At 70.0% G+C, this 12,642-nt stretch carries 16 protein-coding genes; 11 read left to right on the top strand and 5 right to left on the bottom strand.

What is annotated here, in order from left to right; genetic code table 11:
• Positions 1-20: 20 nt before the first annotated feature.
• Positions 21-536 (bottom strand): hypothetical protein, encoded by a 516-nt coding sequence (locus AACZ75_RS05730; protein ID WP_339871778.1) that lies wholly within the window; start codon positions 534-536, stop codon positions 21-23.
• 308 nt (positions 537-844) lie between these two features.
• Between AACZ75_RS05730 and AACZ75_RS05725 the strand changes: the two genes are divergently transcribed.
• Positions 845-1,246: a BLUF domain-containing protein gene (locus AACZ75_RS05725; protein WP_339871777.1), complete on the top strand. Its 402-nt coding sequence runs from the start codon at positions 845-847 to the stop codon at positions 1,244-1,246.
• Between the two features lie 67 nt (positions 1,247-1,313).
• The gene (locus AACZ75_RS05720) at positions 1,314-2,312 is read left to right on the top strand and encodes a D-cysteine desulfhydrase (RefSeq protein ID WP_339871776.1); all 999 of its coding nucleotides are present in this window, start codon (positions 1,314-1,316) and stop codon (positions 2,310-2,312) included.
• 203 nt (positions 2,313-2,515) lie between these two features.
• Here AACZ75_RS05720 and AACZ75_RS05715 read toward each other — a convergent pair whose 3' ends face one another.
• The gene (locus tag AACZ75_RS05715) at positions 2,516-3,784 is read right to left on the bottom strand and encodes a DUF819 family protein (protein WP_339871775.1); all 1,269 of its coding nucleotides are present in this window, start codon (positions 3,782-3,784) and stop codon (positions 2,516-2,518) included.
• 82 nt (positions 3,785-3,866) lie between these two features.
• On the opposite strand from AACZ75_RS05715, the gene AACZ75_RS05710 reads away from it, so the two are divergent.
• From AACZ75_RS05710 to AACZ75_RS05685, 6 genes are all read left to right on the top strand, one after another.
• Positions 3,867-4,529: an amino acid racemase gene (locus AACZ75_RS05710; protein ID WP_339871774.1), complete on the top strand. Its 663-nt coding sequence runs from the start codon at positions 3,867-3,869 to the stop codon at positions 4,527-4,529.
• Between the two features lie 80 nt (positions 4,530-4,609).
• Positions 4,610-5,131 carry a Rid family hydrolase gene (locus AACZ75_RS05705; RefSeq protein WP_339871773.1) on the top strand — a complete coding sequence of 174 codons (522 nt, stop codon included), beginning with the start codon at positions 4,610-4,612 and terminating at the stop codon, positions 5,129-5,131.
• Positions 5,132-5,196: 65 nt separating this feature from the next.
• Positions 5,197-5,736: a hypothetical protein gene (locus tag AACZ75_RS05700; protein ID WP_339871772.1), complete on the top strand. Its 540-nt coding sequence runs from the start codon at positions 5,197-5,199 to the stop codon at positions 5,734-5,736.
• Positions 5,737-5,781: 45 nt separating this feature from the next.
• A complete protein-coding gene (locus AACZ75_RS05695) occupies positions 5,782-6,720 on the top strand; it encodes a nucleoside hydrolase (protein WP_339871771.1) in 939 nt (312 codons plus the stop codon).
• Entirely contained in the window at positions 6,717-7,562 is an 846-nt protein-coding gene (locus AACZ75_RS05690) for a ribokinase (RefSeq protein WP_339871770.1), read from the top strand. The genes AACZ75_RS05695 and AACZ75_RS05690 overlap by 4 nt, the downstream gene beginning before the upstream one ends.
• Positions 7,563-7,568: 6 nt before the next feature.
• Positions 7,569-7,850, top strand: coding sequence for a hypothetical protein (locus AACZ75_RS05685; RefSeq protein WP_339871769.1), 282 nt, complete (start codon positions 7,569-7,571; stop codon positions 7,848-7,850).
• A gap of 50 nt (positions 7,851-7,900) precedes the next feature.
• On the opposite strand, the gene AACZ75_RS05680 is transcribed toward AACZ75_RS05685, so the two are convergent.
• Positions 7,901-9,025, bottom strand: coding sequence for a zinc-dependent alcohol dehydrogenase family protein (locus AACZ75_RS05680; RefSeq protein WP_339871768.1), 1,125 nt, complete (start codon positions 9,023-9,025; stop codon positions 7,901-7,903).
• Between the two features lie 129 nt (positions 9,026-9,154).
• On the opposite strand from AACZ75_RS05680, the gene AACZ75_RS05675 reads away from it, so the two are divergent.
• Entirely contained in the window at positions 9,155-9,592 is a 438-nt protein-coding gene (locus AACZ75_RS05675; RefSeq protein ID WP_339871767.1) for a thioesterase family protein, read from the top strand.
• On the opposite strand, the gene AACZ75_RS05670 is transcribed toward AACZ75_RS05675, so the two are convergent.
• Positions 9,589-9,825, bottom strand: coding sequence for a hypothetical protein (locus tag AACZ75_RS05670; RefSeq protein ID WP_339871766.1), 237 nt, complete (start codon positions 9,823-9,825; stop codon positions 9,589-9,591). The genes AACZ75_RS05675 and AACZ75_RS05670 overlap by 4 nt on opposite strands.
• A 134-nt stretch (positions 9,826-9,959) precedes the next feature.
• Between AACZ75_RS05670 and AACZ75_RS05665 the strand changes: the two genes are divergently transcribed.
• Positions 9,960-10,733, top strand: coding sequence for a YebC/PmpR family DNA-binding transcriptional regulator (locus AACZ75_RS05665; protein WP_339871765.1), 774 nt, complete (start codon positions 9,960-9,962; stop codon positions 10,731-10,733).
• Positions 10,734-10,919: 186 nt separating this feature from the next.
• A complete protein-coding gene (locus tag AACZ75_RS05660; RefSeq protein WP_339871764.1) occupies positions 10,920-12,281 on the top strand; it encodes a hypothetical protein in 1,362 nt (453 codons plus the stop codon).
• Positions 12,282-12,328: 47 nt separating this feature from the next.
• Here AACZ75_RS05660 and AACZ75_RS05655 read toward each other — a convergent pair whose 3' ends face one another.
• Positions 12,329-12,556 carry a hypothetical protein gene (locus AACZ75_RS05655; RefSeq protein ID WP_339871763.1) on the bottom strand — a complete coding sequence of 76 codons (228 nt, stop codon included), beginning with the start codon at positions 12,554-12,556 and terminating at the stop codon, positions 12,329-12,331.
• Between the last annotated feature and the right edge of the window lie 86 nt (positions 12,557-12,642).

Below are 12,642 nucleotides of genomic sequence, written 5' to 3'. Positions count from 1 at the left end.
GAGCAGTTCAACGGGCCCGTTCAGTCGCCGGGCCCGCCGGGCATGCGCAGGGAGCTGAACACATCCCCGGATCCGGCCGGGGCAGGCTCGCCGGCGAGGCGGCCCGTGGCGTCGTTGTAGCCGCCGAACGGCAGGGACAGCAGCTTGAGCGTATAGCCGAGGGCGCTGAGCGCGCCGATGATGCCGAGCCCCCAGGCCAGGCCGCCCGAGGCCACGGCGGCGACCATCACGCCCCAGGCGATGATCAGGCCGATGCCGACGAAGATCAGATCCTGCAGCACCACCCGCAGCCGGCGCTGCTGCATGGCGGGTGTCAGGGCCTTGCACCGGGGGCAGGGCACGACGAGGCCGCGGTCGAAGATGCGGTTCAGCTTCGCGTGGCCCCGGGCGCGTTGCTCGGCCGAGGTCAGCACATTGCCGCTGTAGGTGGCCTCATCGACCTCGGCGGTGGCGGTCTGGTCATAGTCATAGGCCGCGCCGCAGCGTCCGCAGGTGACGTGCTGGGTCACGGTCTCGTTCAGGGTGAGTTTGCTCATGGACGATCCCCTCGTGTCGCCGCGTCACCCTGCCAACAACCGGACGGTCTGGCAAACCGGCGGTATCACGGGGTGCGGTGGCGATACAGGAGGGAAGGGGCGGCCCGGCCAGCGTCGGGGGGGCGTTAACAGGCCGGGCCGCGGGGTCTCTCGGGCATAGGATCATCCGGGAGGTCCGCCAGATAAACCGCGTTCGGCGGGAATGGTTCCCGAGGCGACATACAGCCGGTGCTCGCCGTTGCGGCGGGCCGCCTTAACCCCCGGTCAACCCGGCTGCGGCTAGCGGAAGGGCAACGGAGGAGCGTGTGGTGCCGGTACTGGAACAGATCGTCTACGGCAGTGTGGCGACGGGTCGAACCGACTCGCTGCTGAACGCGGCGACCATTCTGGCGGAGTCGCAGCGCAACAACGGGCGCGACGGACTGACCGGGGCGCTGGCCGCGCATGAAGGCCACTATATCCAGGTGCTGGAAGGTCCGCCCGGCGCGCTCGACGGCCTGTTGCGCCGCCTGGCCCTGGACCCGCGTCACCGGGACATCGAGATCTATGGCCGGACGCCGATCGCCGCGCGGCGCTTCGACGGCTGGAGCATGGCCAATGCCCGGATCACCCCGGCGCTGGCCCCGGTTCTGTCGCGGGTGATGGCGGAGACGCCGCGATCCCCGGAGCGGCTGGTCGCGCTGCTGACCGAAGCGGTCGCGGCCGACTGAATCCCTTCCCCCTTTATCGTCGGGCGGATCGGGTCCAGGGACAGGGGCAGACTCAAGGAATCCGACCATGCATCTCGCCCGCTTTCCCCGCATCCGCCTGGCCCATCTGCCGACGCCGCTGGAGCCGTTGCCCCGGCTGAGCGCGGTTCTGGGCGTCGAACTGTGGATCAAGCGCGACGACTGCACCGGCCTGGCCGGGGGCGGCAACAAGACGCGCAAGCTGGAATTCCTGCTGGGCGACGCCTTCGAACAGGAGGCCGATACCCTGGTGACCCAGGGGGCGGTGCAGTCCAACCATGTGCGCCAGACGGCGGCGGCGGCGGCGGCCCAGGGGCTGAAATGCGAGATCATCCTCGAGGCGCGCACCGGCTCGACGGCGCTGGACTATACCGGCAACGGCAATGTGCTGCTGGACCGGCTGTTCGGGGCGGGTATCCGCACCGTGCCGGGCGGGTCGGACATGACCGCCGAGCTGGAAAAGACCGCGGCCGAGGTGCGGGCCCGCGGCGGCCGGCCCTACATCATCCCCGGCGGCGGCTCGAACCCGGTCGGGGCCCTGGGCTATGTCGACTGCGCCCGCGAGATCGTGGTCCAGGCCGATGAGCTGGACATGCCGATCGACCGGATCGTGACGGCCACCGGCAGCGCCGGCACCCACGCCGGTCTGGTCGCCGGGCTGGCGGTGATGGGGGCCGACATCCCGGTGCTGGGTATCGGCGTGCGCGCGCCGAAGGCCAAACAGGAAGAGAATGTGCTGAAGCTGGCCCGGGCGACGGCGGCCCTGCTGGGACGGCCCGATGCGGTGACGGCGGACATGGTGGTGGCCGACTGCGACTATGTCGGCGCGGGCTATGGCCTGATCGACGATGCAGTGATCGAAGCCCTGAAACTGGCGGCCCGCACCGACGGCATCGTGCTGGATCCGGTCTATACCGGCAAGGCGATGAAGGGGCTGATCGCCCTGGCCGGGGCGGGCCGGTTCGAGAACGAGACCGTGGTCTTCCTGCACACCGGCGGGGCCCAGGGGCTGTTCGGCTACCAGGGCGAGATCGAGGGGGCGCTGTAGCGGCGTAACCCTGCCCGCTGTCGTCATCCCGGGGCGAGCGCAGCGAGACCCCGGGGACCCAGCGGCGCCGCAGGCGACCCCTTTCGACGGGCTCCGTCAGGCACCGGCATTCCCGACAGGTTCGCGCTCACGCGCGCCGCTGGGTCCCGGATCGCGCCGCTGCGCGGCTTGTCCGGGATGACGACAGCCGGGGGAGCCGAACCCTACCCCGCCCCCGCCGCGATCTGCATCATCACCAGGCCGGTGAACCAGGCGGCGGCGGTGCCGACGATATAGCCGACCACGGCCAGCAGCACGCCGACCGGGGCCAGCGACGGGTGGAAGGCGGCGGCGGCGACGGGCGCGCTGGCCGCGCCGCCGATATTGGCCATCGAGCCGACGCCGAGGAAGAAGCTGGGCGAGCGGATCAGGAAGGCCATGCCGAACATCAGGGCGATGTGGACCAGCATCCAGACGCCGCCGATCAGGAAATAGACCGGACTGTCGAGGATGGCCCCGATGTTCATGTTCAGGCCGACGGTGGCGACCAGCACATAGACGAAGACCGAACCGACCTTGGACGCGCCGGGCCCCTGCAGCTTGCGGGCCCCGGTGAAGGACAGGACCACGCCGATCATGGTCGCGGTCAGCACCAGCCAGAAGAAGCTGGAGTCGAACGACAGGCGCTGGGCCCAGTCGAAGGTCTGGCCGAACCAGGCCGACAGGGGATCGGCGATGGCGTGCGACAGGCCGACGGCGCCGAAGCCGACGGCGAGGATGAACATCAGGTCCTTCAGCGACGGGATGCGGGCGTGTTCCAGCTCATAGGCCTCGGCCTTGTCGCGGACGCGATCGACGGCACTGGCGTCGGCGCGGAACAGCTTGTCCATGGTGCGCTGGTTGGCGGCGATCCACAGCACCACGGCCATCCACATATTGGCGACGACGACATCGACGGCGATCCAGATCGAGAAGGTGTCGGGTCCGGCCCCGTAGATTTCATAGAGGGCCGTCTGGTTGGCCGAACCGCCGATCCAGCTGCCGGCGACCGTGGCCATGCCGCGCCAGATGGCTTCGGGGCCCGCGCCCATCAGCTCGGGCGCGATCCAGCTGGTCAGCAGCAGGGCGACCGGGCCGCCGATCATCACCCCGACGGTGCCGGTGGCGAACATGATCAGGGCCTTGGGGCCGAGCCCCAGCACCGCCGGCAGGTCGGCCGAGACGGTCAGCAGCACCAGGGCGGCGGGCAGCAGGAAGCGCGAGGCGATGAAATACAGGCGTGAGGTCTCGGGATCGACCACGCCGAAGGTGGTCAACAGCGAGGGCAGGAAATAGCAGAGCAGCAGGGCCGGGATGACGGTGAAGAAGCGCTTGACCCAGGGGTGGCTCAGGTTCGAGGCCCAGAACACCCCGCCGAGGATGACGGCGAGCAGGCCGAGCACGACGGCGTCATTGGTGATCAGGGCCGTCGCGGCTTCAGTTTCGGTCTGCATTGGCATCCTCAAGCGGTTTCAGCGCATAAGGGCGACTGAATGTCAGATTGGCAAGCGGGTGGACCCCGGGAGTGAAGGCGAGATGAGCAAGGTTTTGGGCGTATTGGGGGGCATGGGCCCCGCGGCGACGGTGGCGTTTCTGGCCCGGGTGCAGGCGCTGACGCCGGCCGAGGGCGATGCGGACCACATCCGCATGCTGGTCGATATCAATCCGCAGGTACCGGATCGCAATCGCGCCCCCGAGGCCGCGGATCACATGCTGGGCGAGATGGCGGCGCGTCTGCGCGAGGCCGGGGCCCAGGTCCTGGCCATGCCGTGCAACACGGCCCATGCCCAGTCGACGGCGCTGCGGGCCATCGGCCTGCCGTTCATCGACATGATCGCCGAGACCACGGCCGCGGCGACCGCCGGCGGGGCCAAGAAGGTCGGCGTGCTGGCCACCCCGGGCGGCGAGGCCCTGTACACCTCGGCCCTGGCCGGACAGGGCTCGAAGATCGTGCGTCTGGGCGGGGCCAACCGGCAGGCCTTCATGGCCTGTGTCGAGGCGGTCAAGCGCGGCGACACCGGCAAGCCCGTGCGGGCCGAGATGCGGCGTCTGGCGGCGGCCCTGGTCGCCAGCGGGGCCGAGGTGGTCATCGCCGGCTGCACCGAAGTGCCGCTGCTGCTGGGGCCCAAGGACGTATCGGTGCCGCTGTTCGACTCCGCCGAGGTGCTGGCCAGGGCCTGCGTGAAGGCCTGCCGCTGACGCCTTGCTGAACGGCCACCCGCGCCCTTGACTCGAGAACGGCCCGGATCCCATCGTTCCGCCATGGCGTGGAGGCGATGATGCGTATCCTTTTGGCCGTCCCGGTCCTGATGACCCTCTGTCTGACGCAGGCGGCGGCGCAGGAGTATCCACGCCGTCTGCCCAGCGCGGGCGGCGAGGTGATCATCCCGTCGCGCGGCGGCCAGTATGCCCACGACGAGATCGGCTATGCGCCGGCGCGGCGGGCGGGGGATACGCTCTATGTCTCCGGCGCGATCGTCTCCCGGGCCGAGGCCGAGGGCCGGGATGTCGCGGCCTTCGAGGCCCAGGTGCGCCGGACCCTGACGAGTCTCAACACCATGCTGGAGGCGGCGGGCGCGACCATGGACGACGTGGCCCTGGTCAACAGCTTCCACGTCTGGGAGGGGCCGGACTTCACCGGCACGCGCAACGAGCAGATCGCGGTCATTGCCCGGGTGTGGCGCGAGTTCGCCGTTGGCCCGCGGCCGGCCTGGACGGCGGTGGGTACCACCGGGCTGCTGGGATCGGGCGGGATCGTCGAGATCCAGCTGACCGTGCACGCGCCGGTTGAGGGCGACTGATCCGACTGGACCGGTGACCGTTCCCGCGCCAGCATGGCCGACATTTCGCCAGCAGAGCCGATTTCATGTCCCTGATCGCCGTCGCCGCCGTGCTGTTGTTCGCCCAGACCGAGGCACCCGCGCCGACGTATCGGGAGGCGGACGTCGCCCGTTTGGAGCGCTGCGTCTACGGCGGAGCCGATGTGGCCAGGTGCGGCAGTTTCTCCGAGGATGTCAGGGTGCTGGAGGCCTGCACCGGACGCGCCGACCTGGCTGGAGGCGTTGAAGGCTTCGGTGAAGCGTGGTGGACGTGCGATTCCGCCCTTCCGTGCCACCTGGAAAAGCCGCAGCCTGACCAGGGCACGCTGGTGCTGCGAAATTGCGCAGCGCGGGACGTGGCCGCGCGAAAGCTCATCGCTGCGCGCTGGCTTGCACAGCTTGAGGCGCGGCTGACGCCGGAGGACCGGGCGCTGCTGGCCCAGTTGGAGAAGAGACTGCTGGCAGGACCCGAGGCACCGGCTGCCGGCGACGATCCCCTGCAGGCCAGCGCGTACTGGTCCGTGGGCTGGAATTCCTACCTGATGTTCCTGCGGCTCGCACAGATCACCGGTAAGGCCGGTATCTGAATTCCGGGCTTGTCGCGGGGGGCGACGCTCCCCAAAGCTGGTGGGGTGAAAACGCAAAGCCTGATCATCGATTGTGACCCCGGCGTCGACGACGCCCTGGGTCTGTTCCTGGCCTTCGGGTCGCCTGCGCTGGAGCTGCTGGCGGTGACCACCGTCGGCGGCAATGTCCCGGGCGAAATCACCGCGCGCAACGCCCGCATCATGCGCCAGCTGGCCGGGCGCGAGGACGTGCCGGTGCATGCCGGGGCCGACCGGCCGCTGGTGCGTGAACCGGTGGCGGCGGCCGAGTTCCACGGTGAGGGCGGTATCGGCGACATGACCCCGTTCGAACCGCGTCTGGGCAATGCCGCGGGCACGGCGGCGCAGGCCATCGTCGACCGGGTGATGGCGCGACCGGTGGGGTCGGTGGCGCTGGCGGTGATGGGGCCGATGACCAATGTGGCCCTGGCGCTGCGGCTGGAGCCGAAACTGGCGGCGCATCTGGGTCCGGTCTCGGTGATGGGCGGGGCGCGGTCGGAAGGCGGCAACATCACCGCCTCGGCCGAGTTCAACATCTATGCCGACCCGGAGGCGGCGGCCGAGGTGTTCGCCTCGGGCTGCGAGATGATCGTGTTCGGTCTCGATGCGACGCATCAGGTGCGGGCGACCGAGGCGCGGATCGCGGCGATCGAGGCGCTGGACGGCGCGGCGGCGCGGGCGGCCGGGGGCCTGTTGCGCTTTTCGCAGCGGGTCGAGCGCGAGATTGTCGGCTGGGACGCCGGGCCGCTGCATGATCCGTGCACCGTGGCCTGGCTGCTGGACCCGACCCTGTTCGCGCTCAAACCGTGCCGGATCGCGGTCGAGACGGTCAGTGAGCTGACGCGCGGCCACACGGCGGTGGAGTTTCGCGTCGATGCGGCCACCGCCCGGCACCGCTGGGCGGTGACGGCCGACGGTCAGGGTGTGTTCGACCGGATCACCGAAAGCCTGGAGCGCCTGCCATGAGGATCACCGTCGTCGGCTCGATCAATCTGGACCATGTGGCCAGCGCCCCGCGCCTGCCGGGCCCGGGCGAGACGGTGACGGGAGCGACCCTGGCGCGGCATCCCGGCGGCAAGGGGGCCAATCAGGCGCTGGCGGCGGCGCGGCTGGGGGCCGAGGTGACGATGATCGGCCGTGTCGGGCGCGACGGCATGGCCGGCGAGGCCCTGGCCCTGCTGCTGGAGGCCGATATCGATGTGGCCGGGGTCATCACCGACGCCGAGGCCCCGACCGGGGTGGCCCTGATCGCCGTCGATCCGTCGGGCGAGAACCAGATCGTGGTGGCGGCGGGAGCCAACTATAGCGTGACGCCGGAACAGCTGCCGCAGCGCATCGAGGGGCCGCTGATCCTGCAGCTGGAACTGCCGGTGGCGACGGTCGAGGCGGCGGTCGGCCGGGCCGTGGGCTTCGTCTGCATCAACCTGGCCCCGGCCGCGCCGGTGTCGGAGGCCCTGCTGCGGCGGGCGGACCTGATCGTCGTCAACGAGACCGAGGCCGCCTATTACGGCGACCTGCTGCACAGCGGCGGTGGCCGGGTGGTGGTGACCCTGGGTGCGCGCGGGGCGCAACTGTTCCAGCGCGGCGGCCTGATCGCCGAGGCCAGCCCGCCCGAGGTCACGGCGGTCGACGCCACCGGGGCCGGCGACACCTTCGTCGGGGCCATCACCGTGGCCCTGCTGGAGGGGATGGCGCCCGAGGCGGCGCTGCGCTTCGCCTGTGCCGCCGGGGCGATTGCGGCGACGCGGCCGGGGGCGCAGCCGTCGCTGCCGATGCGGGATGAGGTTGAGGCGATATTGGCGGGGTGAGGGCTGGTGACGGATACGCTGGATGTCACGCCCATCTACGGATGGGGCTGGTTTATGGACGAGCCAACCTCAACCCCCGAGGTGCCGGCTCCGTTTACGATCCGAGCCGCCTCATCGGACGAGCGGGTTTGGGAGGGGGCGGTCACGACGCCCGGCCACCCGTTCGAGGGCCATCAGGTCCTGCTGTCAAAGCGCCATGTCGCGTGGGACGGTCACGTCAACGTCAAGGTTCGGGAGGGGCCTTCAGGTCGTGTTTTGGCCTCGGGGTTCGCCGTTGTTGCGATGTAGGACGGGCGACGAAGTCGAGGCGAGGATGACGGGGTGGGGGTGTCGGGGGGCTAGAATTCCACCACCAGACGCACGACCTCGCCGTCGGCCAGCCGGTCGAAGCCTTCGTTGATGTCGTCCAGGGCGATGGTGCCGCTCATCAGGCGGTCGACGGGCAGGCGGCCGGCGCGGTAGAGGGCGACGTAGCGGGGCAGGTCGCGGGACGGGACGCAGGTGCCGATATAGCTGCCCTTCAGGGTGCGTTCCCCGGCGACCAGATCGACGACATTGACGGCCAGGGTGGCCTCGGGCGGGGGCAGGCCGGCGGTGACGGTGGTGCCGCCGCGGCGGGTCATCTGCCACGCCGATTCCAGGGCCCGGACCGAGCCGGCCATCTCGAACACAAAGTCGGCCCCGCCCTTGGTCAGGGCATGCACCTGATCGACGGCGTCGGGGTCGGCGGCATTGACGGTCAGGACCGGGCCGAGGCTGCGGGCCAGGGCCAGCTTGTCCTCGCTGAGGTCGACGGCGATGACGGGCGAGGCCCCGCTGGCGAGCGCGCCCAGCATGCTGGCCAGACCGACGCCGCCGAGACCGACCACGGCGACCGACTGGCCCGCCCGGACGCCGGCCGTGTTCACCACCGCCCCGACCCCGGTCAGGACCGCACAGCCGAACAGGGCCGCCTCGGCGAAGGGCAGGTCGGGGTCGACCCTGACCAGCGAGCGGCGCGAGACCACGGCCCGCTCGGCGAAGGCCGAACAGCCGAGGTGGTGGTTGAGGTCGCCGCCGGGGCCGTGCAGCCGCGTGCCGCCGCCCAGCAGTTCTCCCCTGCCATTGGCCGCGGCCCCCGGTTCGCACAGGGCCGGGCGGCCGCCGGCGCAGGGGTTGCAGTGGCCGCAGCTGGGCATGAAGACCATGACCACATGATCGCCGACGGCCAGGTCGGTGACGCCATCGCCGAGGGCCTCGACCACCCCGGCGGCTTCGTGGCCCAGCGCCATCGGCAGGGGGCGGGGCCGGTCGCCGTTGATGACACTGAGATCCGAATGGCACAGGCCCACGGCCTTGATCACCACCAGAACCTCATCGCGGCCGGGCGGGTCGAGGGTCACGGTCTCGATCACCAGCGGCCGGCTGTCGGCATAGGGGCGGCTGGCACCCGGGGTGCGAAGGACGGCGGCGCGGGTTTTCATGGACCGACGCTAGGCGCTTGACGCGGCCTTCGCCAAGCCGGAACGTCGACAGGAAGCGCGCACAGAAAGCGCTCAAGCAGCGCGGTGCCGCGCACCGAGCGATAGCGCACAAACATCAGGGGAGAATTCATGACGGGTACGATCGAACGGACGAAGCGGAGCGACTACCGGCGCTTCCAGGCGATCTCGACGCGGTGGATGGACAATGACGTCTACGGCCACGTCAACAATGTCGTCTATTATTCGTGGTTCGACACGGCGGTGAACCGGCTGCTGGTGGTGGCCGGACAGATCGACATCCACAAGGGCGAGGTCATCGGCCTGGTAGCCGAGACCGGCTGCCGCTATTTCGCGCCGACCGCCTTTCCGGACCAGATCGAGGCCGGGGTGCGGGTCGCCCATGTCGGCTCATCGTCGGTGCGCTATGAGATCGGCCTGTTCCGCAACGCCGAGGACGAGGCCGCGGCGGTCGGCTATTTCGTCCACGTCTATGTCGACCGCGAGACCAAGAAGCCGGTGCCGCTGACGGACGCGATGCGCGGGTTTCTGGAGTCGCTGAAGGTCTAGACGTCCAGACGGTCGCGCAGGGCGAGGACGGCGACGGTGGTCAGGACACCGAGGGCGAAGGCGGCGAGCAGGCTGCCGCCGGCGACCTCGGCCCGGATGCTGAGGGCGCGGGCCACGGCGTGGTCGACGCGCTCCTCTTCATTGAGATCGTCATACTGGAAATTGGCGGCGTCATAGAGGACGCCCTCGACCGTGCGGGCCTCGGTGGGTTCGTCGATCGGGGGAACGGTCATTCAGCGACTCCGACAGGGGTAGACAGATAATCCATGCCAAGCTTGGCGGTTCCCGGCAACGGGCCGTGGTGACAAGTGGCCCGGTCCGGGCTAGATGCCCGCCTCACGTTTTCGCCATATCAAACGACGGACTCATGGCTGGCCATTCCAAATACAAGAACATCATGCACCGCAAGGGGCGCGCCGACGCGGTGCGGTCCAAATTGTTCTCGAAACTGTCGCGCGACATCACCGTGGCGGCCAAGGCGGGCATGCCCGACGTGGCCCTGAACCCGCGCCTGCGTCTGGCCGTCAACAACGCCAAGGCCGAGAGCCTGCCCAAGGACGTGATCGACCGGGCGATCAAGAAGGCGGCCGGGGGCGACATCGATACGATGGAGGAGGTCCGCTACGAGGGCCGCGGCCCCGGCGGGGTCGGCATCATCGTCGAGGCCCTGACCGACAACCGCAACCGGGCCGCCTCGAACATCGGCACCGCGTTCAAGAAAAACGGCGGAGCGCTGAGCGAGATGAACTCGGTCGCCTTCATGTGGGACAAGGTCGGGCGGATCCACTACCCGGCCGAGGCCGGGTCCGAGGATGCGGTGATGGAGGCCGCGATCGAGGCCGGGGCCCAGGACGTCGAGAGCGATCTGGTCAAGCCGGACATCTATGAGGACGCGCCGGGCCATGTGATCTGGACCGCCTTCGAGGACCTGAACGAGGTGGCCGAGGCCCTGTCGAAGATCCTGGGCGACGCCAAGTCGACGGCCATCGTCTGGAAGCCGCAGTCGCAGGTGCCGGTCACCGGCGAGGCGGTCGGCACGCTGATGAAACTGCTCGACGCGCTGGACGCCGAGGACGACGTCTCGGCGGTGTTTTCGAACGAGGACATTTCCGACGAGGACATGGCGACCTACGGGGGGTGATCGCCGACGTTCGGCCCGGCCGGCGGCGCGAATCGAGCGGTGGATGAAATTCCTCCACCCTCGACAGAAGTCACGAGTCTCATTAACCCTTGATCAATGATTGGGAAGGCGCTGCCGGAGCACTGATGCCGGCACCTGCACTCGCTCGGGTCGACCCGGTCAGTTGGATGTCGAGGAGCGACCATGATGCTTTTGTCCAGAATCGATCGGGCCCTCGCGGGAGCGGCCGGCAAGGGTGACCGCGGCCGGCCGGCGCTGGTGGCAGAGCAGCCGGGTTCGGCCGCAACCGAGGCCGCCTCGGGCATGATCGGCGAACGCTTCGAAACCATCCTCGGCAGTCTGGACCAGCTCGGCGAGCTGGCCGAACAGTTCCGGGCCTTTGAATCCCTGCTGGGCGAGGTGCGTGAGCCCCTGACCGAGGAATTCACCGCCCGGCGCGACGCTCACATCGAATTGATCAACCTGCGCACCTCCCAGGTCGAAATGGCCGAGCGGGTCGAGGTCGTCACGGCCGAGAACCGCGCCCTGGTCACCGCCATGGCCGAGGCCGAGACCCGGATCGAGGAACTGAAGGCCTACGGCGACGAGCACGCCACCGGCCTGCAGGAGGCGCGGCTGGAGCTGGACCGTCTGCGGACCAGCCTGTCGCAGTCGACGGCGCAGCTCGAGGCGCTGCAGGCGTCGGAACGCAACAGCGCGCAACGCATCATCGAACTGGAGCACGATCAGGACGCCCTGCGCGCGCAGCTGGCGACGGTCGATTCGGCGCGGGTCGAGGCTGACTCCGCCCGGGCCCTGGCCAGCCGCGATCACCGGCTGGCGGCCGACGAGAACGAGGCGCTCAAGCGCCGCATGGAAGAGGTCGCCGGCGAGGTGGCCAGCCTGGCCCGGGCCTCCGCGACGGTCGAGGCCCAGCTGACGGCGGAACGCTCGCGCGCCGCCGCCGAACAGGCCGAGAGCGCCCGTGTGCTGCGGGCCATGGAGAACCAGGCCGAGAGCGCCCGCTCCGAATCCGCCGCCACCCTGGCGCGGCTGGATACGGCGACCGCCCGTTCGCTGCGGCTGGAGACGCTGAACGCCGATCAGGCCACGCGCCTGGCCGAGCTGCAGGCCACGTCGCAGACGGCCGAGCGTCGCGGCGAGGAGTTGCAGACCAGCCTTGACCGGGCGCTGGAGCGGATCCGCGGACTGGAAGTCGTGGTCTATGAGGCGCGTGAGCGCCACGCCGCCATGGACAGCGCCCGCCACGCCGCCGTCGATCGCGCCGAATCGCTGACCAAGGCCGCCGCCGTTCACGAGAAGGCGCTGTCGCGCAGCGAGGATCGCCTGACCAAGCTGCAGGCCAAGCTGAACGCGGCCCAGACCGACACCGAGTCCCAGGTGGCCGCGCTCAACGAGCAGATTGCCACGCTGCGGGCCGAACTGGAGGCGGCGCGGGCGGATTCGGCCATGACGTCAGCGGCGCTGGACACCGCGCGTCGCGACCGCAGCGGCCGCGATCGGTCGGGCCCGGACAGTGGCGGGTCGATCCAGGCCATCGCCAGCTAGGGCAAGGCCAGCGTGTCCAGAAGGGCGGGGCGGTTCGCCGGGCAGGTTCAGGCCTGACCGGAGGCGTCGTTGCGTCCGGGGCTTCGACGGGGGACCGGCGCGTCGCATCGCGCGGGCCGCCGTCTCTGGACCTGCCGGTCGAGGGCTTCGCTCAGGTCGAAGAGCTGGGTATCCGACAATTCCGCGCCCGTTCGCAGGATCTCGCTGCGCAGCGCCTGATAGTGCCGGGGGTGCAGGCCGTGGCCGGCCGGCCGAAATGCGGTGACATTCACCATAACGTCGATCTCCGATCTCCCGAACAATGCGCGACGCTGTGTCTGGTTCCCGACACATGCGGCCGGTGCCGCGTGGTCCGGCACCG

This window comes from uncultured Brevundimonas sp. (assembly GCF_963975535.1).
Lineage (GTDB): Bacteria > Pseudomonadota > Alphaproteobacteria > Caulobacterales > Caulobacteraceae > Brevundimonas.
This window is presented reverse-complemented; position numbering and strand designations above follow the sequence as displayed.

Bases quoted from the DNA above. Each gene is read 5' to 3' on its own strand.
- AACZ75_RS05720 (WP_339871776.1), top strand. From the start codon at position 1,314: ATGCATCTCGCCCGCTTTCCCCGCATCCGCCTGGCCCATCTGCCGACG.
- AACZ75_RS05690 (WP_339871770.1), top strand. From the start codon at position 6,717: ATGAGGATCACCGTCGTCGGCTCGATCAATCTGGACCATGTGGCCAGC.
- AACZ75_RS05700 (WP_339871772.1), top strand. From the start codon at position 5,197: ATGTCCCTGATCGCCGTCGCCGCCGTGCTGTTGTTCGCCCAGACCGAG.
- AACZ75_RS05655 (WP_339871763.1), bottom strand. From the start codon at position 12,556: ATGGTGAATGTCACCGCATTTCGGCCGGCCGGCCACGGCCTGCACCCC.
- AACZ75_RS05670 (WP_339871766.1), bottom strand. From the start codon at position 9,825: ATGACCGTTCCCCCGATCGACGAACCCACCGAGGCCCGCACGGTCGAG.
- AACZ75_RS05705 (WP_339871773.1), top strand. From the start codon at position 4,610: ATGCGTATCCTTTTGGCCGTCCCGGTCCTGATGACCCTCTGTCTGACG.
- AACZ75_RS05665 (WP_339871765.1), top strand. From the start codon at position 9,960: ATGGCTGGCCATTCCAAATACAAGAACATCATGCACCGCAAGGGGCGC.
- AACZ75_RS05715 (WP_339871775.1), bottom strand. From the start codon at position 3,784: ATGCAGACCGAAACTGAAGCCGCGACGGCCCTGATCACCAATGACGCC.
- AACZ75_RS05680 (WP_339871768.1), bottom strand. From the start codon at position 9,025: ATGAAAACCCGCGCCGCCGTCCTTCGCACCCCGGGTGCCAGCCGCCCC.
- AACZ75_RS05660 (WP_339871764.1), top strand. From the start codon at position 10,920: ATGCTTTTGTCCAGAATCGATCGGGCCCTCGCGGGAGCGGCCGGCAAG.
- AACZ75_RS05730 (WP_339871778.1), bottom strand. From the start codon at position 536: ATGAGCAAACTCACCCTGAACGAGACCGTGACCCAGCACGTCACCTGC.
- AACZ75_RS05710 (WP_339871774.1), top strand. From the start codon at position 3,867: ATGAGCAAGGTTTTGGGCGTATTGGGGGGCATGGGCCCCGCGGCGACG.
- AACZ75_RS05675 (WP_339871767.1), top strand. From the start codon at position 9,155: ATGACGGGTACGATCGAACGGACGAAGCGGAGCGACTACCGGCGCTTC.